The following is a 24,685-nucleotide window of genomic DNA, read 5'->3' as shown; positions in this document are numbered from 1 at the left end:
GTAACTATTGGATGGAACCATTTTCATCCCAAGTTTGTGACCCGGCGGGTCATGTATGTTTAGTTTTAATTTTTGGCATCAAGGCGATTACAGAGCTTGATGCCATTTTTATTTTGGAAACTTAGTCTGTTCAGTTTTCTGAATATTTCTGATACAATAATAAAAAAAGGAGGGGCTAGTATGTCAATAAGCGAAGTAATGAGTGAATCTTTTGTTATTCCATTGGAAGATAATTTATATCTTCGCGGGGAGGTTCATGCGCCTAAAGAAAGAACGAAAAAGCCGGTTATCATCATTTGCCACGGATTTAAAGGATATAAAGATTGGAATTTCTTTCCCCATTTAGCGGATGAGTTAGCAAGAAAAGACTTTTATGCGATTCGTTTCAATTTTTCCTGCAATGGGGTAAGCAGTGATGACTTTGATGAGCTTGATAAATTTGCGATAAATACATATTCAAGGGAGCAGGCAGATCTTTCAGTTCTTCTTGATTATATGACAGAAAAAAAATTGCCTTTTTCGGAGCAATTTGATATGGATCGAATTGGGATTATCGGTCATAGCAGAGGCGGGGCAAACAGTATTATTTTTGCGTCAGAGCACCCGGAGATAAAGGCTGTTGTCACATGGAATGGTGTGTCTGAAGTGGATTTCTGGGGTGAAGATATAAAAGAGGAAATTCGCAAAAATGGCGTCGGTTATATCATTAATCAACGTACAGGCCTTAAAATGCCTCTGAAAGCAAATGTTTTTGAGGACATCGAGAAAAACAAAGAAAGGTTTAATATTTTGTCTAAATTGAAATCTTTGAAAGCCCCTGTTCATATTATCCAAGGAGATGCCGACAGCGAAGGGCTAGTAAACGGGGCGTATAAAATGGAAGAAACAGCAGAACAGCATTCCCTCAAGATCATTCCAGGAGGAGATCATACGTTTAATGCTGCCCATCCACTTGGAGAACCAACTGAGCAATTACAGCAGGCGATAGAAGCAACGGTTACTTTTTTAAAGAAAAGCCTGACTTAAATGGCAAACTCCTCACTGTATGGCGTGAGGAGTTTTTTAGTCTATTATTGTTCAATAAAGTGCAAATCCGGAACAAATTGAGACATATGTTCTTTTGTTTCCTTATAATGTTTCTGGGCATTTGATAATTCCTTATCGGTTATTTGATACATAGGAAGCACCCGGTAGTTTTTCCAATTTTGAAAATGAATATAGGTCGGTAAAAAGGAAGGTGAGAGGATGCGGATGGTTGTCTCGTCACCAGTTTGGATTTTTCCCACATCAACCTGTAAGATTCCGCCGGTACGTCGATATTGATCATGCTGGGCTTCTTGGGCAGCCAGAAAATTTCCTAAGGAATAAATTACAAACGCTTCATGTCCTTTTTCACTTTTTACATAGTCAACAGGCTGCAAAACGTGCGGATGATGGCCTATAATTAAATGGGCTCCTTCATCTGCGACGAACTGAACGAGATTTTTTTGTCCATCATTCGGCATCCGTTCATATTCCATGCCAAAATGAAGGCTAACAACGATCACATCTGATTTTTCTCTAGCTTCTTCAATATCTTTTTTTATCTGTTCTTTATCAATGAGATTAACAAGATAAGGCTTATCTTTTGGAACCGGGATACCGTTCGTACCGTAAGTGTACGCTAAAAATGAAAAAGTAATCTCATTTTTATTAAGCGTTCGAATTTCATTTCGATCCTCTGCACTTCGATACGCGCCGACATATGGGATATTTAGAGAATCCCAATGATCAAGGGCGTTCAGAACTGCTTTTTCGCCTCGATCAAGCGTGTGGTTATTTGCAATCGTGACAATGTCTAGTCCAGCACGTTTTAGTGCATCTCCGACTTCAAAAGGGCTGTTAAATTGTGGATAGGTGGAGAGGCCGATTTCTTTTCCACCAATCATTGATTCTTGATTCGCAATTGTAATGTCAGCTGATTCTAGATAAGGCTTCACATCAACGAGCATTTTGTCAAAATTAAAAGTGCCTCCTTTTTGAGCGTCACGATAAATGGAACCATGGATTAAGACATCTCCGATTGCTGCAACGGTAGCCTTTGTAATAATCGTTTCAGGTTCCTTTATTTCTTCCTCTTGTTCAATGCTTTCTTCCTCATTCACTTCAGAAGGTGGCGCTTCTTCTGATTCTGGCTTTAAGAAGTTACATCCTGCCAAGCCTAAAGAAACAAAAATAATAAATAGTAGGGGTATGAATTGTAATAATTTTTTGTTTTTCGTCATGTTTATTTTTCCTTTTCAGTTAATTAGTAATATACATAATTCTGCAGGTTTCTTGTCCGTCTATAAATAAGGTATGATAGGTTGGTAAGAATTATATTTTTTGAAGAAAGAGTGAAAACGAAATGGAGAAATTTCCACCGTCTTTACATTCAATGAAACCGTTTTTGCAAAAAGCTTGGAAACAATCCGGTTTTCAAAAGCCAACGAATATACAGACAGAAACGATTCCTCTTATTACGGAAGGAAAAGATGTAATTGCCGAATCTCCGACCGGAACTGGCAAGACGCTCGCTTATTTAATTCCTTTATTAGATAAAATTAAACCCGAAAAAAAGAATGCCCAAGTTGTAGTTGTGGCTCCGTCAAGGGAGCTTGTCATGCAAATTTTTGACGTTGTCCAACAATGGGCAAAAGAAGGTGACATGCTTTCAGCATCATTTATTGGAGGCGCAAATGTAAAGAGGCAGCTTGAGAAATTAAAGAAAAATCCCCAGATTATAGTTGGAACTCCGGGCCGAGTAGCTGAACTTATCAAAATGAAAAAGTTAAAAATGCATCAAGTAAAAACGATTGTACTCGATGAGGCGGACCAACTGCTTATTCCGGAACATATGGAAACGATCCAAACGATCGTGAAAGCAACGATGAAAGAACGCCAAATTGTTATGTTTTCCGCCACATTGCCTGAAACAGTTGAGAAAATTGGCCAGGAAATCATGAACGATCCTGTCTTCATCAGAGTTAAAAAAGATAAGGAAACCGCAAAAAAAGTGAACCATCTCTATTTTGTTTGCGATAAAAGAGAAAAAATCGACATTCTAAGAAGTTTAATGAGAGGGCACGTATCATCAGCCCTTGCTTTCTTCAGAGATGTTGGAAATTTGAATGTAATCGCAGCAAAACTGGCATATAAAGGGATAGAAGCAGGGATTCTTCACAGCGAATCGAGCAAGCGGGAACGAGAAGAAGCGATTAAAAAGTTTAGAAGCAAAGATTATTCCTTGCTTTTGGCCACTGATCTTGCCGCAAGGGGATTGGATATTGATGGGCTTAGCCATGTGATCCACTTTGACTTGCCTGAAAACGCCAATCAATACATCCACCGTTCGGGAAGAACAGGGCGGATGGGAGCTGAAGGTACTGTTATTTCGATTGTGACTGCAAGTGAAGAAAGGGTATTGAAAAAATATTCGCGTGATTTGAATATTCCTGTCCATCGAAAAGTGTTATATGGAGGGAAAATTAGAGACGAAAAGCCAGTGTTAAAAAAATACAATAAAACGCCAAATGCCAGATCACAAAAGAGAACAAAACCAAAGAGATAGCCCAAATACGCAGCTATCTCTTTTGGAAAGTTATAAATCACCAATTAGGATTTTTATTTGCTACTATAATTTTGAATTGTTTGAAATATAACGGTGGGTGAACGTTTGAATGGAGCAAAGAGTTTATAAAAGACCTGTTTAGATGGAAGACAAAAAATCTTAAGCAGCAAATGAAGGAAAATCAATTTGATCCAAACTTTATCCACGAATTGAACGTAGCTTTTGAAACAAGGAGCAATACCCAAGATGAAGAATTTAAAAAGTGGCTAAAGAACCTTCATTCTAAACGAAGCGTAGGTGGCAGGTAGTTCGCATTACATCTTTTTGCTATTCTATGTCAATTAAAAAGCACCATACAACGAATTGAAGCGACTTCTTGAGTGGGAGTCGCTTTTTACGTTTATTCTTTAAAGTTACTCAAAGTATTTGAATCATTTTGTAGCAGAACCCCCTCTAATAAATGAGAAGGAAAGGAGGATAGACGTTGACTACAAAAATGAAGCTCGTTGCTCGTGCGAAGAAGGGTGATACAGAGGCGTTTCAAGTATTGATTAACGAGGATAAAGAAAAGTTATATCGAATGGCGTTTGTCTATATGAAAGATGAAGAAGATGCGTTGGAAGTTTTTCAAGAAACCGTTTATGCAGCATTGAAGTCGATTTCTTCGTTAAAAAACAATCGTTATTTTTCAACATGGCTGACGCGGATTTTAATTAATCAAGCCATTGATGCTTTAAGAAAAAAGAAAAAAGTTGTTCCAATGAGCCATGATGTTTTGGAAAACTTAAGTGAATCAGAAACAATCAAACCGGAAGAACAGCTAGATTTACTTGAAGCATTGGCTGAAATTAACGGAAAATACAAAACGGTTTTGCTCTTACGTTATTACGAAGATTATACAATTGGGCAAATTGCAGCTATTCTTGGTTGTCCAGAAGGAACAGTAAAAACAAACATTCGCCGTGGATTAGAAAGCTTAAAGCAAAAAATGAAAGGAGTTTACTTAGATGACAGAAAAAATTCCGTTTTTCAAAGATCAAATTAATGATATCCCCGTGCCAACGGAAAAGCTTGATAAAATTATTTTGAAAACGGTGGAAGAGCATGCGGAAAAAGGAAAACGCTCTTTGCGTAGAAAGTTCATATACAGTGCCAGTGCTATGATTGCTTCGATCGGTTTGTTAATAGGTTTAGCAACTGTTTCACCTGCTACAGCAAGTGTTTTAGCTAAACTTCCAATTATCGGATCGGTTTTTAGTGAATTTGGCGACCCAGGTTTAGCAAAAATGAGCGATTTAGGTTTAACGCAAATTATCGGTGAGTCAAAGACAATCGGTGATAAGACATTAACGATAGATGAAGTTTTTTATGATGGGAGCCGTTTTACATTAAGCTATTCATTAGAATCTAAAAAACCAATGAGTGAGGATTATATTGATTCAATGGACTTTTTTGTGAACGGAGAGCCTATTGCTTACGGGATAGGCAATGAACTAAACGAATCGGTACCAAAACATTACACCGGAATCGTGACGATTCATTCGATGAAAGACTTATCGGAAGAGTTTTCATTAAATGCTGTATTTAAAGGGGCAGAAGGTGAAAAATGGGAATTTTTCATTCCTGTTCAAACGAAGCCGAATGTGCAGACGATCGTGACAAATTATGAACAAAAGGTCGCTGGGATCCACTTGTCTGTTACGGAAATCGTTAATAGTCCATCCGGGCTCAAGTTAAATTATAAAAAAGTATTAAAAGAGGATGCTCTTTTGCAGCAATTGTCGAATGTTATCGAGTTTCGCATTAAAGATGACATGGGGAACGAAATAGTGCATAACACAGGCAGTAGCTTTGGTTCTTCAGAAGAGGGGACAATATATCTTGAAGGCAATGATATTTTTAATCCGATTTCTGAAGATGTAAAGGAACTAACAATTTCACCTTACTTTAATTTACCGAAAGAAGGTAAGATAACAGAAATTGATGAAGAGGGAAATAAAATGATTTTTGATTTAAAACAGTTCGAAAACAGCGAACTCTCGTTTGACAGCTTTACAGTTTCTTTAGTTAAAAAATAAAATTACCTGTTATAATAGAATAAATATTTTATGAATTAAAGGGGGTTTTACATAAATGGAAAAAATCCTAGAAATGTTACAAACTTTATTGGAAGAACAAAAGGAACAAAAGGCGTTTCGAGAGGAAATGCGTGAATTCCAAGGGGGAATGCGTGAATTCCAAGAGGAAATGCGTGAATTCCAAGAGGAAATGCGTGAATTCCAAGGGGAAATGCATGAATTCCAAGGGGAAATGCGTGAATTCCAGGGGGAAATGCGTGAATTTCGAAACGAAGCAAATGAACGATTTGAAACTCTTGAAAAGTTAGTTATACAAAACAGTGAAAAACTAGACAATAATCGCAATTACGTAAATAAGAAAATCAATTTTATTGAACACAAACAACTACAATTAGAACAACGAATATTCGAACTAGAAAGCCGTTACGAACGCCAATAGAATTAGTGAGGTAGTTGTTCTCTGCCTGTAGGTGTTCTTAAAAAAAGAAACTGATTCTGGAATTGCTTTAAAGCTTGAGAAATGCTATGTTTCCCAAGCTTTTTACATTTACTCCGTTACATTCGATTTCTTTTTATCTATAAGATGAAGGATGCCTGAGCGAATTTCGTTAAATGAAATGGCAAATAAAATAAGCACAATCCCAAACCATTGTAAAACGGTTACTTGTTCTGACAAGATGATACTTGCAGCGACGACGGCAACTGGCAGTTCAACTGAACCGAGTATCGTAGCCAAACTTGAAGGGAGATGTGGAGCGCTTATTGAAAAACAGAGCGGCGGAAAAACGGCACCAAAAAGCGCACCGCCCAATCCATATAGCCAAAAAGAATGAAAAACTTCATCAGTAAATAAAAAAGCGGGACGAAAAACAATAAGAACCAAAATTAATGACCCCGTAATCATTAAAGGGGCTCGAAGCAAAGGATCTGTTTGCGTTGCGACACGTCCGCTAACAAAAATAAAGCCGGCATATGTAAAGGCTGAAATTAATCCAAATAGAATTCCAAGAAAAGGAAGATTTGAAAAATCATCGGTAAAAATGTTTGCTGCAAACAAGACGCCGATTAGTGTTAGCACAACAGTTACATATGTTGGAAGTGTTGGGCGCCTTTTATCTAGGATCCATTCATACAAGACACCAACCCAAACAAATTGGAACAGCAAAACAATCGCAACGGAAGCCGGCACATATTTCATGGAGTTATAATAAAAAATTCCGGTTATTCCGTTAAGGGTGCCAGCCAACATCAAAGATAGGATTGTTTTTCTTGTTAAACGGAGTTTCTTTTTTTTGAAACATGCAATGAGCCATAAGATTGTTGCCGCGATAATCATTTGGGAAACAATTAACTTGGATAATGTGTATCCCGCAGCTAAGTGAAGTTTTACAAAAATAGGGGTAAAGCCGAATAGTCCAGCCCCAATTGTGAAAATGAAGCTTGCTTGCCAACGTGTCATTCTGTTGCCCTCTCTCTATCACTCAATCTTGCATCCATATCTTATCATAATAAGTCTTGAAGCGCGTTTTGAAGGTTTTCATATTGAAATTGGAAGCCATGCTGAACCGCTTTTTCGGGATAGACATATTGCCCTTCAAGGACAAGCATGCTCATTTCTCCAAGCAAGGCTTTAAGGACAAAAGCTGGTAGTGGGATCCAGTGTGGGCGGTGCAAAATGCTTCCAATCGTTTTTCCGAATTCTCCCATTTTCTTCGGGTTGGGAGAAGTAGCATTTACCGCCCCCTCCATGGTTTCGTTTTCGATGGCAAAAAGGATGAGCCGGCAAACATCATCAATATGAATCCATGAAAGCCACTGGTTTCCGCTTCCAATATTACCTCCGGCGAATAATTTATACGGCAGGACCATTCGGGGCAATGCTCCTCCTCTATTGTCTAAAATGACTCCGAAACGCATATAAACAGTTCTTACCCCTTGTTTATCGATCTTTTCTCCTGCTTTTTCCCATTCCGAAACAACATGCGCTAAAAAATCCGAACCAGCATGTGAATTTTTTTCCGTAAACTGATCCGTTTCAGACGTACCATAATACCCAATCGCAGAGGCTTGAATATAGACTCTTGGTTTGTCGTCCAGTTTACTAATGAGGCGAGCAATTTCACTTGAGGCGTCCAGCCTGCTCTGAAGAATCGCTCGTTTCGTTGATTCTGTCCAGCGGTTGTTGATGGACTCTCCAGCTAAATTTACGATACACTCAACACCTTCAAGATTTTTCTCAGGATGGCTGTTTTCGTTCAGCCATTCGACATAGGTGAGGCCATCCTTTCCCTGTTTGCCGTCTCGATTTCGAGTCAAAATTATTAATTCATGGCCATCAGCCAGCAGCATGTCACACAACGCACTGCCGACAAGCCCAGTTCCTCCGGCTATCGCAATTTTCATCGATTTTCGTTCCTTCCCTTTTTATTCAAATATATCAAAGCGAGCTTTTTTTATCACGGTGCAACCGTCCGTAAGACCCCCACTTCAAGGCTTAAGGGAAACGAAGAAGTCTAAGTGGGGGATAACGGACGCTAATTCCCTGATAAGTCTCGCTATTAATCAGCGGGGGATGAAGAAAACCCCCACTGATTAAAGTCTCGCTTTATCATGAAAACTGCTGCTGATATGAGAGCGCCAGTTATGATAAACTTGAGGATGAGGTGGTTCTGGTGGCTGTAATCACGAAAATTTCATCACAAAAAAATAACAAAGTCCGCTACTCCGTTTACATTGATGACGGTTCAGGCGAGGCATTTGGTTTCGGTGTTGATGAGGACACGCTCATTCGTTTTGGATTACGGAAAGGCCTTGAAATCAATGAAGCCGCCGTTCAAGAGATTCTTCGGGAAGATAAGATTCAAAAAGCACACAATTTAAGTCTTTCTTATTTATCTTACCGGATGCGCACCGAGCATGAAATGATTAGCTATATGAAAAAAAAAGAAGTTGATGAAGCGATTATCCCCATTGTTATCGAAAAGTTAAAAGCAAACGGCTATCTTAATGATTTGTTGTATGCAAAAAGCTATGTGCGTGAAAAAAAGAGGTTGCTGACAAAAGGCCCCCTATTGCTGAAAAGGGAGCTCAACAATAAAGGGATCGCTGAAACTCATATTGAAGAGGCACTTCGGGAATTTACAGCCGATGAGCAGCTTGAAACCGCCGTCCGGTTCATACAGAAAAAAACCGGGCAATACCGTAAGAATTCCCAAAAGGAAGTAATAAGAAAACTAGGAATGCAGCTCCAGCAAAAAGGATTCCCGTTGGAAATTATCCAGGAAGCACTGAACGATATGCCGCTACAGGACAAAAATGAGGAACGTGAAGCGCTTCGCATCCAGGCAGAAAAAGCCCATCGGCGCTACAAAAAGTATGAGGGCGCCGAATACAATAGGCGCATGAAACAATATTTATACGGAAAAGGATTCCAAATTTCAGATATCGAACAAGCACTGCTTGATTTTAATCATGAAACCAATTGAGGTAGGAGCAAAAAAATGGAAAAAAGATATAGTGAAATGACAGAAGTCGAGTTGAGAAATGAAATCGCCCAATTGAATGAGAAGGCGAAAAAAGCGGAACAGATGGGAATTATCAATGAAGTCGCTGTCTTGAAAAGGAAAATAGTCATGGCGGAAGCTTATTTAGTCAATCCGGACGACTTTAAAAAAGGGGAGACTTACCCGATAAAAGATGAACCAGGCGAAACGCTGACCATTTCATATTTTAAAGGAACGTTCGCCTGGGGTTATAAAAAGGATAGCGATGAATTGGCTGCATACCCGATTTCCATGTTAGAAAACGTCTAATAATCATTAACTGTTTTTAATTTTTTCCTTAGCCGTTCGGGGCTGTACACCCAGCCTGTATAGGACTGGGTCACACGTAAATCCTCATTCAACTTAACGACGGCAACGAACGGATAATGTCCTTTACTTCGGTACCTTAAATCAATAAACCGGACTTCATAGCCGTTTTGAAATTCATCAATTTCCCAACGGTATACAGGAGAAAAGGATAGAAAAGCAGAAAGATTCGTGTCTTTTTTTGCAGCATCTATGACTGGCGTATGAGGAACGGGTTTACGGTTATATACATCCAAAATGGAAATTTGCATTTTATTCGCGTGAGCGACATAAAATTTTTCTTTTGTTTTCACAGCGATAAGCCATTTATTCCAGTTAAGTGTCGGTGAAACGATAATCTCTTCTGCGTTGTCAATCTTACGCTTCACTTGGTTGATAAGCAGGCGATGGACGTAAATTCGCCATAAATAATAGACAATGATGATCACATACATCGTTAAAAATAAAGGACCCGGGTCTGATCCAAGAAGCCATAGACCGATAAAACCTATGTGAGTGAAGAAAATAAACGGGTCAAATGTGTTAATAATGCCAAGCGCGACCCATTTTTTACTAAAGGGTCTAAAAGCTTGCGTTCCATATGCGTTAAATAAATCGACAAATACGTGCAGGAAAACGGCCAAAAATGTCCAAAGCCATATATGAAGCACGTTTAGAGTCGGTGCAATCGTATAAATCGCCAAAGTAATTAAAATAGGCCATAGCAATACGGCAGGAATGGAATGGGTAATTCCGCGGTGATGGCGCAAATAGACGGCATTGTTCCGCAACTTTAAAATCGTATCGAAATCCGGTGCGTTAGAGCCGATAATCGTGCCGGCTAATACCGCGTGTTGCAGAGTCGGATCTTGAGAAACGACAGGATCCAATGTTGCCAAACCTCCGAGTGCTATTCCCATTACAATGTGTGTGCCAGTATCCATGATTCGTTCCTCCCAGTTGCGCACTCTTATAGTTATACCCGTTTTTTGCTACGTATAATATTAAACTTTGATTAAGATGATGTATTAGAGGTTGTTCAAAAAGTCCGGGAACGATAGGCTGCGAATCTCATCGTCAGCTTGCTCTTCCGCTACTCACGTATCCTACAAACATACGCTGTGTTGCTCAGAGCTACGCTTCCTCGACCTTCTTGCCTCTCGTTGTCCTCCTTTTTGAACACAAATACTAATAGCTATTTTATTCTTTCATTTTAACACGAAAAGAAAGTAGGAATTAATAAGGCAAATGTTTAATTTTCTTGACAATTTTGATATAGAGACATTTCAAAAAGATTTGCTTTCCTGGTTTTCGCGCCACAAACGGGATTTACCTTGGAGAAGAACGAAAGATCCGTATCACATTTGGGTGTCGGAAATTATGCTACAACAAACGAGAGTGGAAACGGTGATTCCTTATTTCGAACGATTTTTAGAAGAGTTTCCAACGATAGAAGCATTGGCGGAAGCTGGTGAGGAAAAGGTCTTAAAAGCTTGGGAAGGACTCGGTTATTATTCAAGAGCAAGAAATCTTCAGACAGCTGTTCGGGAAGTGAAAGAAAGCTACGGAGGGGTTGTACCTGATACTGAAGATGAGATTGCGACGTTAAAAGGCGTTGGCCCTTATACCGCCGGGGCAATTTTAAGTATTGCCTACAATAAACCCGTTCCCGCCGTTGACGGTAATGTGATGCGTGTCCTTTCAAGAATTTTATTCATTGAAGAAGACATTGCCAAGGCGAAAACAAGAAAAATATTTGAACAAGCAGTAAGAGAGATGATTCCTCCCGATTCAGCTTCAAACTTTAATCAGGCACTTATGGAATTGGGTGCTATCGTCTGTACACCGACATCTCCTGCTTGTCTTCTCTGTCCGGTTCAAAAAGAATGCCGCGCTTTCCATGAAGGAATGCAGGAGCAGTTGCCAGTCAAGGCCAAAAAGAAGCCTCCAAAGCCTGTGAAAATTGCAGTTGCTGTGCTTGAGAATGCGAAAGGTAAATTTTTGATTAATCGACGTCCGAAAGAAGGTTTGCTTGCCAACTTGTGGGAATTTCCAAATTGTGAAGTTGAAGCAGGGAAAGATTATAAAGAGCAGCTCCAATCTTTTTTTAAAAATGAATGCCAGTTGAATGCTGTTCTTCATGAAGAGATCATGGATTTCGACCATGTTTTTTCGCATATTAAATGGGAACTTTCCGTTTTTCGCGGAACATTTAATAACAATGTTATGGAAAATGAGGAAATAAAGCTTGTGAACCTTCAAGAACTTCAGCGTTTCCCGTTTTCAGTGTCACATAAAAAAATAATAAGGAGGCTTGTAAAATGGAACTCGGATTAAACGGAAAAGTTGTTTTGGTTACAGGCGGATCAAAAGGAATTGGAAAAGCCATCGCAAAGGCATTTTATGACGAAGGAGCAAAAGTTGCAATTACGGCAAGAAATAAGAAAGAGTTAGAGCAATGCCAAGATGAAATGGAAACGATTTTTACATATGCAGGAGATATGAAGGACGAAGCTGCAAGGAAAGAACTGGTTGACGTAGTTTTGGATAAATGGGGTACGATCGATATTTTAATTAACAATGTTGGGGGAAGCAACGGCTCAACAGTTGCCGAAACAGAGTTGAATTTATTTAGAGATGCGATGGAATTAAACTTTTTCTCAACAGTTGATCTAAGCCGGCTCGTTCTTCCGGTAATGAAAGAGCGAAAGAACGGTGCCATTATTAATATTACTTCAATATCTGGACGCGAGTCAGGCAGCAAACCGACGTATAATGCTGCAAAAGCAGCGGCAATCAGCTTCACAAAAGCAATGGCTGATGAAGCGATTAAAGACGGCATTCGCGTCAATGGTGTTGCGCCAGGTTCAATTCTTCATCCGACATCGGTATGGCAAACAAGGGTTGAAGCAGATCCGGAAGCGATGAATCAGTTCGTTCAAGAAAAAATTCCCGCCGGACGTTTTGGCACAGCTGAAGAAGTGGCAAATGTTGTGCTATTTCTTGCATCAGACAAAGCATCATGGGTCGTCGGAGCAACAATTAACGTTGACGGCGGCCAATCAAAAAGCAATTTTTAAGGAAAGAGGGAATAGTAATGGATCGAAAAGTGGCGCTTGTCACTGGAAGCAGCCGTGGCATCGGAAAAGTCATTGCCACCCGGCTCGCAGAAAAAGGCTACGATCTTGTCATTAATTACGCACGCAACAAACGTGCCGCACAGGAGACAGCCGATGAATTAAAAAAATTAGGCAGCGATGTCCTCGTTATAAAGTGCAATGTCGGCAAAGTCGATAAAGTGAAAGAAATGTTCCAGCAAATTGATGAATATTTCGGCCGTTTGGATATTTTGGTAAACAACGCGGCCTCTGGTGTGCTCCGCCCCCTGATGGAACTGGAAGAATCCCATTGGAATTGGACAATGGATATCAATAGCAAGGCATTGCTTTTTTGTGCCCAGGAAGCTGCAAAGCTAATGGAAAAAAACGGCGGAGGGACAATTGTAAGCATGAGTTCCATCGGATCAATCCGAGTGCTCGATAACTACACTGCTGTCGGCGTGTCAAAAGCGGCTCTTGAGGCATTAACAAGATATTTGGCAGTTGAACTGGCTCCAAAAAATATCATTGCGAATGCCGTTTCCGGCGGGGTTGTCGATACAGATGCGTTAACCCATTTTCCGAATAGAGAAGAACTGTTGGAAGACGCTTTAAGCCGAACACCTGCCGGCAAGATCGTAAAAATGGAAGACTTGGCAAATGTCGTTATGTTTTTATTATCAGAAGAAGCTTCCATGATTCGAGGCCAAACATTGATTGTTGATGGAGGAATCTCATTATTAACATAGTTATTATTTCTTTTTCAAAAAGTTTGGATAGTACACTCACCTCCTGGTTACATTAAAACTGTGGAGGTGATAAACATGCCAAATAAAAAGTCACAAGCTGGCACGAATGTACAAAAAGTGCGTCAGCAAAACGCTCAATCTGCAAATCAGCAACCTGGCCAACAAGCTGGTCAATTTCAAGCTGAATTCGGAAGCGAAACAGATGCACAAAGCGTGAGACAAAAAAACCAACAATCTCAGGCTCGTAAACAGCAATCCACGCAAAACCCACAACAGTAAAACAACAGAAACAGGCATAGGGGCTGTCTAATAAGTTCCTAAATGAAAGCGAGAGAGGAAAGCTTCACGTTTTTCTTCTCTCGCTTTATATTTTGAAATGGGAAAGCCCATTTCTACAATGCCTTATCTCCACGGATTTTTTCTCGTTCCCGTTAGACAAACCAAAAAAAACGAAGCCATAATTCCTTGTTTGAATCTATAGAAAGGATTCGCATCTAAATTATTTCTGTAAACACAATAGTCGGAATTGCTAATTGCTAAACTTTTGGATCAAAAGGAGCTTAGTCACTTTTTCGACTCATTTGTGAAACGAGTAAATCAAAAATGAAACAAAAATTTACTCTAATTTATGAAATTATTTATAAGAAATAAAGAAATGCTTTTCAAGAATATTATAATTTTTTATTTATTAAATAGAGTTTCACAAAAGAGTTTCACAAAAATAAATTATTAAAAATCTTTCAGCCGCTTTTTTATTTATAAATAATTAATTCTTGGCATGGTTTTTGCATTTGAGAATAAACAAAACTTTAAAACTCATTTTTCAAAAGAAGGGGGAGGATATTAAAATCTACAATAAGAGAAATAGATAAGTCATTGTTAATCTTTGTTAATTGGGTAATCGTATGTTTCTCAAGAGATATTAAATAAAGGGGGCCAAAGATATGAACTGTAGAATATTAAACGTGAAAAACTTTTATCTAAGGATTTCAAAGAATCAAAGTAAAACTCAGTAGTAACTTAATTCTTTGAAAGCGCTTTTTAGAAATAAAATGTGAAAATGATAAGTAAAAAGTAAGTATCAAAAACGTCAATGATATGTTCTTGTACTTATTTTGATAGAAGATTGAATTTGTAACAGTCTTTTATTTAATAGTCTGTATAAAAATAACTAAGCGATTTAGGAGTTGATTTGAAATGTCAGAAAAAAATATGAATTTCGGATTATTTTTTTTAAATTCGGTAGCTCCATGGAAAACAGATGCAGAAGAATTAAGAGATGGTCTTGAGCAAATCAGAGAAGCAGATGAATTGGGATTTGACACAGCTTGGATTGCAGAACATAACGCAAGAAAATATGGGGTCGTCAGTTCAACAGCAGTTTACATGGCAGCTGCAGCTGCCCAGACCAAACGAATCATGCTTGGTTCAGCAGTTACGAGATTGCCATTGCATCATCCGCTTCAAGTAGCAGAAGACATGAATTTAGTCGATGTGATCAGCGATGGACGCTTGTATGTTGGGGTTGGAAAAGGTTATGATGCCTACGAATTTGAAGCATACAATATAGATTTCGAACAAAGGCATGACAAGTATGAAGAGTCTTTGGATATTATAAAAGCGGCTTTTCAAAATGAAAGGGTTTCATATTCAGGCAAATTCTATAACATTCAGGATGTTCCGGTTTATCCACGTCCTGTTCAAAAACAAGGCCCCCCGATCTTTGTAATGGTTTCAGGCAATGACGCTTCAATAGTTAAAGCTGCAAAGGAAGGCCATTCGTTTGTACTTGGAGGAATTACGAATGAGGACACAATGCATAAAATTTCCCTGTATAGAAAAACGGCCTTGGAAGCAGGTTATTCCCAAGAATATGTAGAAAAGGCCATTTCGCGTTCCGGTAAGCTATTATTTTTTAATGTCGCAGAAACTACTGAGCAAGCTGCTAAAGAATACGAAAAGGGATTAATGTGGTACATGAGTGTAAGAGACAATCGTCCGACATTTGGAGTGGTGGATAGAGACCGACATCTAAATTATGATGATTTTTTAAAATCAGGAAATGCTTTCATCGGCTCGTCAGAAAAAACCATTAATGATATTAAAAAGTTCAGAGAAGAAACAGGATTGAATAATATTATTTGCTGGTTTAACTGTGGAGGTCAGCCTCAACAACAAGTATTAAAAGCAATGCAACTGTTTTCGAAAGAAGTTATGCCACACTTTAAAGGTAGTTATAGTATTTCGCATTCAAAGTAAAAAATCTCAAGCTTTAAAATTAAAAAAATTGATGGAATCAAATAATAATGGGGGGTTTCTCATGAAAAATTATTTTAGTTTAAAGTTTTTGTTGATGGCAAGCATTATCGTGATTTTAGCCGCATGTGGCAACAACTCAGAAAAGTCAGCATCTGACTCATCATCAAACCAAAGTAAGGAAGTAATCGAGTTAAACTATAATAACCTTGCAACACCTACTCATCCATATACAAAAGAAATTGTTGAGCCTTGGATTGAATACGTTGATGAAGTTACAGATGGCAGAGTAAAGATCAATCAATTCCCTAATGCGGCACTTGGTTCTCCGGCATCAGGTTATGACGATATTAGCGGTGGAGTTTTTGAAATTGGATTATTATATCCAGCAACAGATAGTAATGATATATTATTTCCGTTAACGATTGCAAATTTACCTTTTGCCATTGAAACTCCTAATATATCAGTAAGTGTAATGAATAAATATTTTGACAAGTATATGAAAGATACGTTTAAAGATGATGTAGTTTGGTTAGGGGCGTCATCGACAGACACAGCCCAGCTTTATAGCACTGATCCGATTGAAAAAGTTGAAGATTTAAAACACAGAAAAATTAGTAGTACATTCAGTGTTATAAATTCCTTAATTCAAAATTGGGAAGCGAGCCCGGTAAATGTATCTAATACAGAGTTATATGAATCTGTTGAAAAAGGAATGGTTGATGACGTTATTTACAATACGACCGGAGCAATAGGCTTTAATTTAAACGAAGTTACTTCTCATTTGATAAAACTCGATTTAGGAACAAACAATAATGGCCTTTTTATAAATGCAAATATTTTTAATAAAATGCCTGAGGATATACAGCAGCTCTTCATAGAAAAGATAGGCCCTAAGCATCAAGACTTGATGGCAGAACTTTATACAAAATCAATGGAAAATTCTATTACAGAGTTTGAGAATAGAGTAAAAGATAAGGGAGGCAGTGTCATAATTCCGAATGAAGAGGAGTTAACTAAATTTAAGGAACCAGCTAAAAAAGTGTGGGATGATTGGGTGAAAAGGGCAAATGAAAAAGGTTATCCGGGCGAAGAGATGATGGATTACTTCAAACAATTGTTAAAAGAAGAAGGTTCTGAAGTCCCTTTTTAGTTAAAATATTCATACAAAATAAGCCTAAATTTAAATATAATTTTATCCTTAACTAGGGATGTTTCCATCCCTGGTTAAATTTCCAGCACATTCCTTTTAAAACATTTAATATCTACTGAAAGGAAGACCTTACTGTGAACTTTATTGTAAAAACTATTGATTATATTACTGCTCTAAATAAATGGTTAGCATATGCTATTGCATTTCTCATGATGTTCGTTGTTTCCTTGTTTGCAATTACTAGAAGTATTGGACACCCTATTATAGGAGATATAGAACTTGCTCAATTTATAATGGTGCTACTGATCGTAACATCTTTGGCCTTTACTGAAAAAACAGATTCACATGTTTCCATAGATTTGATTTTTGATAGGTTTCCTCGCAAAATGCAAGCGCTTTTAATCTTTTTGGCTCAATTATTAACTGCGGTTTTTTGCTTTATGATTTGCTGGTCCTTTATTGCCAAAATGAACTTCGGATCAAATTCTAGTGTATTGGGAATCCCTTTTTATCCCTTTAGGATATTATTAATCATTGGTTTTTTTGCCTGGGGGCTTGAAGTTCTCAAGAAGCTATTTTTAAATTTCAAAAGGTAACAAATTTTTAGTTAACAAGCTTAAACTTGGGGGGCTCATGTATGTCCATTTCTATCGTGGGATTAATAGTAATTATCGCTGTTTTTGTTTTAATGTTTTTAAGGATACCAATTGCAATTGCCATGGGAATCCCTGCTTGTATTGGAATACTTTATTTAAGGGATTGGAATACATTGTTATCAGTCCTTGACACTACCGTATGGCAAAACAGTTATTCTTATACGTTAACTACCATACCCTTATTTGTCTTAATGGGACAGCTAATTTATTCATCTGGAATAAGCAATGAATTATTCACTGCTTTTCGGAATTGGCTAAGCAAGCTCAGGGGAGGTTTGGCGATGGCAACCATCGGATCGTCAGCCATGTTTGCCGCTGCATCTGGTTCCAGTTTGGCTACAACAGGCACAATTGGTGTTATGGCATCAAAGGAAATGTTAAAAGCTGGATACGCGAAAAGCTTAACGGGAGGTTCCATTGCAGCTGGAGGCACACTGGGCATCCTTATTCCACCTAGTACAATGATGATTATATACGGAATGATGACTGAGCAATCCATTGGGAGATTATTAATAGCGGGAATTCTACCTGGAATTATACTCACTTTTCTCTTTATGCTCACTATCTATGTGAGCAGCCTTATAAAACCAGACTTGGTTTCAAAAACAAATGAAGAGAATATAACCTGGAAAGAGCGCTTCAATTCTCTTAAATCAACAATATGGATAATATTGCTTTTTATCGTCGTCATAGGCGGGATTTACGCCGGGATTTTTACCGCAACCGAATCTGCCGGGGCAGGGGCTTTGGGGGCTTTTATTATTGCGCTAATTCGCAGAAAACTAACTATAAAAAAACTGAACGAAGCTATTTTTGAGACCGTTAAAACTACCGGGTTTATTTTCGCTATCGTTATTGGCGCATTTATTTTAAATTACGTATTAACGATCACCCGGCTACCTCATTTAATATCTGACTTCATGTTTTCCAAAGACCTTTCACCGACAATGTTGTTTATTTTAATCGTGATAATGTACATTATTTTAGGTGCGATTATGGATACGCTGTCAATGGTCGTTGTAACAATTCCTATCATATTGCCATTAATTGAAGCGATGGGTTTCGATTTAATCTGGTTTGGTGTAATTATTGTGCTTGTCGTAGAAATGGGATTGATTTCGCCTCCGGTTGGAATGAATTGTTTTGTGCTAAATGGAGTTGTTAAAGAATTGGAATTAAAAGACATCTTTAAAGGTGCCCTCATATTCATGATTCCTATTCTTGTTTTAGTCGCATTGCTATACGTTTTTCCTGAAATTGCACTGTATTTGCCCAACACGTTAAAATCATAGATTTTAAGAAAAATATATTAAGTAGAGGGGTATAAAGATGGTTTCTGTAAATTCAATAACCGGAAAAATTGAAAGTTCCGATTTAGGGCGTACTCTAATCCATGAACACTTGCGGACATCTTCGGAAGGACCCCGCTTTCAGTTTCCCCATTTGTATGACGAAGAACATGAGTTCCAGATGGCGGTCGAGCAAGTAAAAAACGTTAAGGAACGCGGCATTAAAACAATTTGTGATCCGACAGTAATGGGACTTGCTCGAGACATACGTTTCATGGAAAGGGTGGCAATTGAAACAGGAGTACAAATAATAGCGGCGACCGGTATTTTTACGTTCCATTATCTTCCCACTCGTTTCATTAATGAAGATGAGAATTTTATGGCAGAAGTTTTTATACGAGATATTGAGGTTGGTATACAGAACACTTCAATTAAAGCTGGATTCTTAAAATGCGCTACTGATTACCAAGGTATAACGCCTGATGTCGAAAAAGTTATCCGTGCTGTTGCAAAGGCCCACCATAGGACAGGAGTTCCGATCATGACCCATTCGCATCCAGCAAGCGGTACCGGACTAATGCAATTGGATATTTTAGAAGATGAAGGTGTTAACCCAAAGAATGTTCTGATTGGGCATTGTGGGGATACAGATGATATCGACTATATTTCCAAGATATTGGACCGGGGTGCCTACGTTGGACTGGATCGTTACGGTATTACGACAATGATTACTACTGAACAAAGAAATGATACTGTAATTTCTTTGATAGAGAAAGGTTACGTAGATCGCTTGTTTCTTTCTCAAGATTATTGCTGTACAACGGATCGGTTAAAGCCTGAGTCAAAAAAGAAAAGATTGCTCCCAAAATGGTCAATGACATTCCTTTTGGATGAAGTTATTCCAGAATTGTTAAGCAGAGGAGTAAAAGAAGAACATATTCATGTGATGATGGTCCAAAATCCAAAGCGGTGGTTTGAAGGTTAATAAGTTTATAGACAACTATTAATGATTTTTTTGACGCGTCTCATTTATAAAACATCGTTTTATTTATGAGACAAAAATTAAATTAAATCAGCGATTAAATGAAAAAAGTCGGCTGTAAAGTCGGCTGTAAAGTCGGCTTTTAAAGGGAATATTTATAAAAATCAAAAATTATTAAATTTGGCATAAATTTTGCATTTAATATTTGCCAAAAACGAGTATCTATTTAAGTTTCTTAGGGAAGGGAGAGGCAGTATAATTTCTCAGTTGATATGAGATATTAAGAAATTTTAAGGGTGGAATCTTAATGAAAAACAAATTGATAGAAACCGAAGAGCAGCTTATGGAAAACAATAGGTTTAGAAAATTAATTGGAGTACAAATTGAGGATATAGGCGATGGAACTGCGCTGCTATCTTTACCAGTAACTGACGATTTATTACAATCTGGGCACGTTGTGCATGGAGGTGTTCTCTCTGTTTTAATAGATTCAGTTATTGGAACTGCAGTGAGATCAGTTTTGGAGCCTAATAAAATATCTGTTACAGCTGAGATGAATATTAACTATTTTAGGCCAGCAACGAAGGGAAAAATATTGGCAGAAGGAAAATTGGTAAACAAAGGAAGAACCCTGATTGTTGGTACAGGTGATATAAGAAATGAAGAAGGCAAGCTTTTGGCAACAGGAAGAGCGACATACGCTGTAATAGAAAGAGCTACTTAATTGTAATAAATAAAAAAGATTAAGGAGATACAAAAATGGCTGAAAAAAATATTTTGATTGAAAGAATAGGTAAAATTGGTTATTTAATTTTGAATAGGCCACAGAAATTAAATGCACTTAGTGTGGAACTTTTAAATGATTTTGATAAAGCTTTAGATGAAATAGAAGCAGATAATGAAATTAGTGTCCTTATTATTAAAGGTGAAGGTAGAGCTTTTAGCGTAGGTTATGACGTAGTGGAACATACACAAGTAACAGTTACGGAGGATAGAGATAATCTAGAAGACTATACAAGACGCTGGCTTAGGCTTTGGGAATTTCCGAAGCCGGTTATCGCTCAGGTTCAAGGGTATGCACTTGCAGGAGGCACTCAATTATTAGCTTGTTGTGACATTGTCATTACTGATAAAGATGCCCAATTTGGCTTTCCTTCTTTGCCATTAGGCGGTGGTTTTGTAGGAATCTATTGGGGTTGGCACGTAGGCCCTCAACGAGCAAAGCTTCTTGATTTGACTGCGGGTAGCCGTATAAGTGGAAAAGAAGCGACTGAATATGGCTTCGCTGCAAGGTGTTTTGATGGTGATAGTTTAGAAGAGGAAACATTGAATATAGCACGTGGGATCGCTAAGACACCATTAGATGTCCTTAAATTAAAGAAAAAGGCGCATAACCGGATATTGGAACAACAAGGATTTCGCAATGCTCTTTTATTCGGTCCTGAACAAGATGCGATTATTCATACAGCAGAAGGAATAAAAATGATGTATCAAAAAATTAATGAATTAGGACTCAAAGAAACTATTAAGTGGTTTAACGAACAAAATGTATAAAAGACGGAAAAATAAAAACTAATCTAGAATTGAAAGGGAGGTGGTTCTCTAGCTATCAACTTAGTTTTTATACAATAAAAACTTATTTAAAATTAAAATCATCGGAGGGGTAAATATGGAAAAAACAATGAATTTAAGGCCTAAGGTAGTTAAGTTTTTAGAAGGCCCAAAAAAACTTTTCATCAACGGCCAATGGGTTGAATCAGCAAGCGGAAAAACTTTTGAAACAAGAAACCCAGCTACTGGCGAAGTCTTAGCAATTGTACATGAAGCTGAAAAAGAAGATGTCAATCGTGCAGTTGAGGCAGCGAGGGAAGCATTTGACAACGGTCCATGGGCAAAGCTAAGTGCTTCAGAAAGAAGCCGACTTATTTATAAATTTGCCGATTTAATGGAAGAAAATCTAGAAGAGTTAGCACAACTTGAAACACTCGATAATGGAAAACCAATTAATGAATCAAAATTTTTTGATGTGCCAACAGCGATTGAGCACTTTCGTTATTATGCCGGATGGTCTACAAAAATAATTGGACAAACCATTCCAGTCAACGGGAATTTTTTTAATTATACAAGACATGAGCCAGTTGGTGTTGTTGGACAGATTATTCCTTGGAATTTTCCAATTTTGATGGCGGCATGGAAACTTGGGGCTGCACTTGCGACAGGCTGTACAGTAGTCCTGAAGCCCGCTGAACAAACACCCCTAACTGCCCTCTACTTAGCTGAATTATTTCAAGAAGCAGGCTTTCCAGATGGGGTAGTTAATATTATACCTGGCTTTGGTAAAACAGCGGGTGAACCTTTAGTAAAGCACGAAAAAGTAAATAAAATTGCATTTACCGGCTCAACACAAGTCGGAAAACAAATAATGCGTCAAGCAGCAGATACAGTTAAACGAGTAACTTTGGAACTTGGTGGAAAGTCACCGAATATTATTTTGCCGGATGCAGATTTGTCAAAAGCAACACCAGGCGCTCTTATGGGCATAATGTTTAACCAAGGACAAGTTTGTACAGCAGGATCCCGCCTTTTTGTTCAGAAGAAAGCATTCGATAATGTAGTTGCCGATCTTGTATCTCAATCGAAAGCCATTAAACAGGGCCCAGGTATTGATGCAAACACTCAAATGGGACCGCTTATTTCCAATGTTCAGCAAAATCGTGTTATGAATTATATTGAAAAAGGTAAAGAAGAAGGTGCTGAAATTTTAACCGGAGGAAGTAGTCCATTTGAAAATGGGTACTTTGTAGAACCTACCATATTCGCTGGGGTAGAAGATGAAATGACCATTGCTAGGGAAGAAATTTTTGGTCCGGTTCTTGTAGCTATGCCATTTGATGATTTGGATGAAGTGATTGCACGAGCTAATAATACGTCATATGGTCTTGCGGCTGCTGTTTGGACTGAAAATGTGCGAAATGCACACTATGTTGCAAGTAAATTACAGGCTGGAACTGTGTGGGTCAATTGTTACAATGTCGTAGATGCTGCAGCGCCATTTGGTGGATTTAAACAGTCTGGAAGTGGACGAGAAATGGGCTCTTATGCACTAGATAACTATACAGAAGTCAAAAGTGTTTTCGTTAATATGGATTGATAAAATTTTTAATAAGAATCCATTTCTAGAACGTTCGCATGAATGTTGAATAAGGCCGGAAATATCCGGTCTTCTTCACAAACTAAAATATTTACAATATTCCTCATATTTTGATATATGAAAGGAAATAAACGATTAAAAAGGGGATTTACAATGTTGACATTTTTTAAATGGAAACAGATGGGAATGTTTTTAATGCTTGTTTCTATCCTTATAATGGTCGGTTGTACATCGAACCAGAAAGTGGAGCAGCAAGAGTCAGGAGAGTCAAACGAAACGAAGGTTGAGCAAGAAAAAGTGTTAAAAATTGCCCTAGCTGCCGGTGCAACTAGGCTGGATCCACATTTCAATTCAACTGCATCGGATCTTACAATTAGTCAACCAATGTTTAATGGATTAGTTCGTTTTAAGCCTGGATCAGTTTCTGAAATTGTGGGGGATCTAGCGGATTCATGGGAGAGTAATTCGGAAGGGACCGAATGGACTTTTCACCTTCATAAAGGGGTACAGTGGCATCATGGTTATGGGGAGCTTACATCAGATGATGTGAAGTGGACTTTTGAAAGACTCCTTAACCCTGAGGTAGGCTCGCGATTTCACTCAGAGCTAACTGTTATAGAAGAGATTCAGGCTCCCGATCCTTATACAGTTATTTTTAAATTAAAACATCCAGATTCAGCTTTTTTACAACGTATATTAGCGGATGGCTCTGCCGGTGCTATTGTCAAAAAAGAAGCAATAGAAGAAGCTGGCAAGGATTCAATGACTAAACCAATAGGTACAGGACCCTTTATGCTTAAAGAATTTAAACAAGATGAAAAAGTTGTCCTAGAAAAAAACCCTGATTATTTTCGAGGGGAGCCTAAATTAGATAGGATTGAGTATCTAGTTATGAGTGATCGAAATGCAATAGATGTAGCTTTAGAGAAAGGTGAACTCCAAATGGCTGTTGGAGAAACTGATCAATTATGGTTGCAAAAAATGGAAAACAATAACAAGTTTGAACTGGATATTGTAGGACCTAATGTTTATTGGGGACTTTTTCTTAATACATCAATGGAGCCATTTGATAACTTATTGATAAGAAAAGCTATTGCTCATGCTATAGATATGAATGCATTTGTACAAGAGGTTTACGGATCTTATTCATCAGGACAAATAGCTACAGGACCTATAGGCAGTGACTTATTTGGGTATTCGGATGTCGGAGTTCCTAAATATGACCCTGACCTATCAAAGAAATTATTAGCGGAAGCAGGGTTTCCTGATGGTTTGACACTTCCCCCACAGTTTTTAAGTGCTAGGCCGAACTATGTTCAATTTATGACATATATTCAGGAAGAGCTTAGGAAGGTGGGTATTAATATGGAACTCCAAAAAGTTGACGTAGCTACGTATGGAGCTAATATCAGAGACAATTTAAATGGGCTTGTTCTCTATGGCAGAGCTACTAAACCTCATGCAGCCTTTGCGATGGATGATCACTATTATGGTCCGTCAACGGTTGGAAAATCGACAGCAAAACTTAATTTTTCACATTATAACAAATCAGACAAATTAATTGAACTAGCTGGAAGAGAATTGGATGAAACAAAAGCGAAGGATCTTTACGAGCAAATTCAAAAACAAATTATGGAAGAGTATGTGGTAGTTCCTCTTGTTGAATCAAAAAATGTACTTATAAGACGGAAAGGTGTTCAGCTAGGTTATGAATTAGAAGGTACATTGAATTACTTTTATCCACTTAATGAGATGACAGATCTGCAAGAGTGATTTTTTAACTCAAAAAAAGGCTATAGCGTTAATCGTGTGTCGGGAATAGACAATGAATATAAG

At 38.1% G+C, this 24,685-nt stretch carries 24 protein-coding genes; 20 read left to right on the top strand and 4 right to left on the bottom strand.

What is annotated here, in order from left to right:
• Nucleotides 1-180: 180 nt before the first annotated feature.
• Nucleotides 181-1,026 carry an alpha/beta hydrolase family protein gene (locus DCC39_RS14355; protein WP_165820889.1) on the top strand — a complete coding sequence of 282 codons (846 nt, stop codon included), beginning with the start codon at nt 181-183 and terminating at the stop codon, nt 1,024-1,026.
• 44 nt (nt 1,027-1,070) lie between these two features.
• Here DCC39_RS14355 and DCC39_RS14350 read toward each other — a convergent pair whose 3' ends face one another.
• Nucleotides 1,071-2,264, bottom strand: a complete 1,194-nt coding sequence (locus tag DCC39_RS14350) for a CapA family protein (RefSeq protein ID WP_116555587.1) — start codon at nt 2,262-2,264, stop codon at nt 1,071-1,073.
• 122 nt (nt 2,265-2,386) lie between these two features.
• Here DCC39_RS14350 and DCC39_RS14345 point away from each other — a divergent pair, with 122 nt between their 5' ends.
• The 4 genes from DCC39_RS14345 (at nt 2,387) to DCC39_RS14330 (ending at nt 6,106) form a co-directional block, all read left to right on the top strand.
• Nucleotides 2,387-3,589 carry a DEAD/DEAH box helicase gene (locus tag DCC39_RS14345; RefSeq protein ID WP_205948521.1) on the top strand — a complete coding sequence of 401 codons (1,203 nt, stop codon included), beginning with the start codon at nt 2,387-2,389 and terminating at the stop codon, nt 3,587-3,589.
• A 484-nt stretch (nt 3,590-4,073) separates the two neighbouring features.
• Nucleotides 4,074-4,634 (top strand): sigma-70 family RNA polymerase sigma factor, encoded by a 561-nt coding sequence (locus tag DCC39_RS14340; protein ID WP_240613659.1) that lies wholly within the window; start codon nt 4,074-4,076, stop codon nt 4,632-4,634.
• A complete protein-coding gene (locus DCC39_RS14335) occupies nt 4,597-5,667 on the top strand; it encodes a DUF4179 domain-containing protein (protein WP_116555586.1) in 1,071 nt (356 codons plus the stop codon). Before DCC39_RS14340 ends, DCC39_RS14335 begins: the two co-directional genes overlap by 38 nt.
• A gap of 55 nt (nt 5,668-5,722) precedes the next feature.
• The gene (locus DCC39_RS14330) at nt 5,723-6,106 is read left to right on the top strand and encodes an EMC3/TMCO1 family protein (protein WP_116555585.1); all 384 of its coding nucleotides are present in this window, start codon (nt 5,723-5,725) and stop codon (nt 6,104-6,106) included.
• 108 nt (nt 6,107-6,214) lie between these two features.
• Here the strand turns inward: DCC39_RS14330 and DCC39_RS14325 are convergent, their stop codons facing one another.
• Together DCC39_RS14325 and DCC39_RS14320 are read right to left on the bottom strand one after the other, a co-directional pair.
• A complete protein-coding gene (locus DCC39_RS14325) occupies nt 6,215-7,126 on the bottom strand; it encodes an EamA family transporter (protein ID WP_116555584.1) in 912 nt (303 codons plus the stop codon).
• Nucleotides 7,127-7,170: 44 nt separating this feature from the next.
• Nucleotides 7,171-8,070 (bottom strand): TIGR01777 family oxidoreductase, encoded by a 900-nt coding sequence (locus tag DCC39_RS14320; RefSeq protein ID WP_116555583.1) that lies wholly within the window; start codon nt 8,068-8,070, stop codon nt 7,171-7,173.
• Nucleotides 8,071-8,339: 269 nt separating this feature from the next.
• Between DCC39_RS14320 and recX the strand changes: the two genes are divergently transcribed.
• Nucleotides 8,340-9,152 carry a recombination regulator RecX gene (gene recX / locus DCC39_RS14315; RefSeq protein ID WP_165820888.1) on the top strand — a complete coding sequence of 271 codons (813 nt, stop codon included), beginning with the start codon at nt 8,340-8,342 and terminating at the stop codon, nt 9,150-9,152.
• A gap of 15 nt (nt 9,153-9,167) precedes the next feature.
• On the top strand, nt 9,168-9,479 hold the full coding sequence (locus DCC39_RS14310) for a YfhH family protein (protein ID WP_116555581.1): 312 nt from the start codon (nt 9,168-9,170) through the stop codon (nt 9,477-9,479).
• On the opposite strand, the gene DCC39_RS14305 is transcribed toward DCC39_RS14310, so the two are convergent.
• Nucleotides 9,476-10,459, bottom strand: coding sequence for a metal-dependent hydrolase (locus DCC39_RS14305; RefSeq protein WP_116555580.1), 984 nt, complete (start codon nt 10,457-10,459; stop codon nt 9,476-9,478). The genes DCC39_RS14310 and DCC39_RS14305 overlap by 4 nt on opposite strands.
• 304 nt (nt 10,460-10,763) lie before the next feature.
• Between DCC39_RS14305 and mutY the strand changes: the two genes are divergently transcribed.
• The 13 genes from mutY (at nt 10,764) to DCC39_RS14240 (ending at nt 24,622) form a co-directional block, all read left to right on the top strand.
• Nucleotides 10,764-11,852 (top strand): A/G-specific adenine glycosylase, encoded by a 1,089-nt coding sequence (gene mutY, locus DCC39_RS14300; protein ID WP_116555579.1) that lies wholly within the window; start codon nt 10,764-10,766, stop codon nt 11,850-11,852.
• Complete coding sequence (locus DCC39_RS14295; protein ID WP_116555578.1) at nt 11,837-12,595, top strand: SDR family NAD(P)-dependent oxidoreductase; 759 nt, start codon at nt 11,837-11,839, stop codon at nt 12,593-12,595. The genes mutY and DCC39_RS14295 overlap by 16 nt, the downstream gene beginning before the upstream one ends.
• Before the next feature lie 17 nt (nt 12,596-12,612).
• Nucleotides 12,613-13,362, top strand: a complete 750-nt coding sequence (gene fabL / locus DCC39_RS14290) for an enoyl-[acyl-carrier-protein] reductase FabL (RefSeq protein ID WP_116555577.1) — start codon at nt 12,613-12,615, stop codon at nt 13,360-13,362.
• Nucleotides 13,363-13,437: 75 nt separating this feature from the next.
• Complete coding sequence (locus tag DCC39_RS14285; protein WP_205948520.1) at nt 13,438-13,641, top strand: gamma-type small acid-soluble spore protein; 204 nt, start codon at nt 13,438-13,440, stop codon at nt 13,639-13,641.
• Between the two features lie 918 nt (nt 13,642-14,559).
• Nucleotides 14,560-15,621: an LLM class flavin-dependent oxidoreductase gene (locus DCC39_RS14280; RefSeq protein WP_116555576.1), complete on the top strand. Its 1,062-nt coding sequence runs from the start codon at nt 14,560-14,562 to the stop codon at nt 15,619-15,621.
• Between the two features lie 61 nt (nt 15,622-15,682).
• Entirely contained in the window at nt 15,683-16,771 is a 1,089-nt protein-coding gene (locus tag DCC39_RS14275) for a TRAP transporter substrate-binding protein (protein WP_165820887.1), read from the top strand.
• A gap of 134 nt (nt 16,772-16,905) precedes the next feature.
• Nucleotides 16,906-17,367, top strand: coding sequence for a TRAP transporter small permease (locus DCC39_RS14270; protein ID WP_116555574.1), 462 nt, complete (start codon nt 16,906-16,908; stop codon nt 17,365-17,367).
• Between the two features lie 41 nt (nt 17,368-17,408).
• Nucleotides 17,409-18,719: a TRAP transporter large permease gene (locus DCC39_RS14265; protein ID WP_116555573.1), complete on the top strand. Its 1,311-nt coding sequence runs from the start codon at nt 17,409-17,411 to the stop codon at nt 18,717-18,719.
• A 37-nt stretch (nt 18,720-18,756) separates the two neighbouring features.
• Complete coding sequence (locus tag DCC39_RS14260) at nt 18,757-19,701, top strand: phosphotriesterase family protein (protein ID WP_116555572.1); 945 nt, start codon at nt 18,757-18,759, stop codon at nt 19,699-19,701.
• Nucleotides 19,702-20,005: 304 nt separating this feature from the next.
• Complete coding sequence (locus DCC39_RS14255) at nt 20,006-20,422, top strand: PaaI family thioesterase (protein WP_116555571.1); 417 nt, start codon at nt 20,006-20,008, stop codon at nt 20,420-20,422.
• Between the two features lie 35 nt (nt 20,423-20,457).
• Nucleotides 20,458-21,252 (top strand): enoyl-CoA hydratase/isomerase family protein, encoded by a 795-nt coding sequence (locus DCC39_RS14250; protein ID WP_116555570.1) that lies wholly within the window; start codon nt 20,458-20,460, stop codon nt 21,250-21,252.
• A gap of 115 nt (nt 21,253-21,367) precedes the next feature.
• Nucleotides 21,368-22,849: an aldehyde dehydrogenase family protein gene (locus DCC39_RS14245; protein ID WP_116555569.1), complete on the top strand. Its 1,482-nt coding sequence runs from the start codon at nt 21,368-21,370 to the stop codon at nt 22,847-22,849.
• 153 nt (nt 22,850-23,002) lie between these two features.
• Complete coding sequence (locus DCC39_RS14240; protein WP_165820886.1) at nt 23,003-24,622, top strand: ABC transporter substrate-binding protein; 1,620 nt, start codon at nt 23,003-23,005, stop codon at nt 24,620-24,622.
• The last annotated feature ends 63 nt before the right edge of the window (nt 24,623-24,685 follow it).

The sequence above is a fragment of the Pueribacillus theae genome (assembly GCF_003097615.1).
Taxonomy (GTDB): Bacteria; Bacillota; Bacilli; order Bacillales; family UBA6769; genus Pueribacillus; species Pueribacillus theae.
Note: the sequence above shows the minus strand (reverse complement) of the source record. Positions and strands in the feature narration are given on the sequence as shown.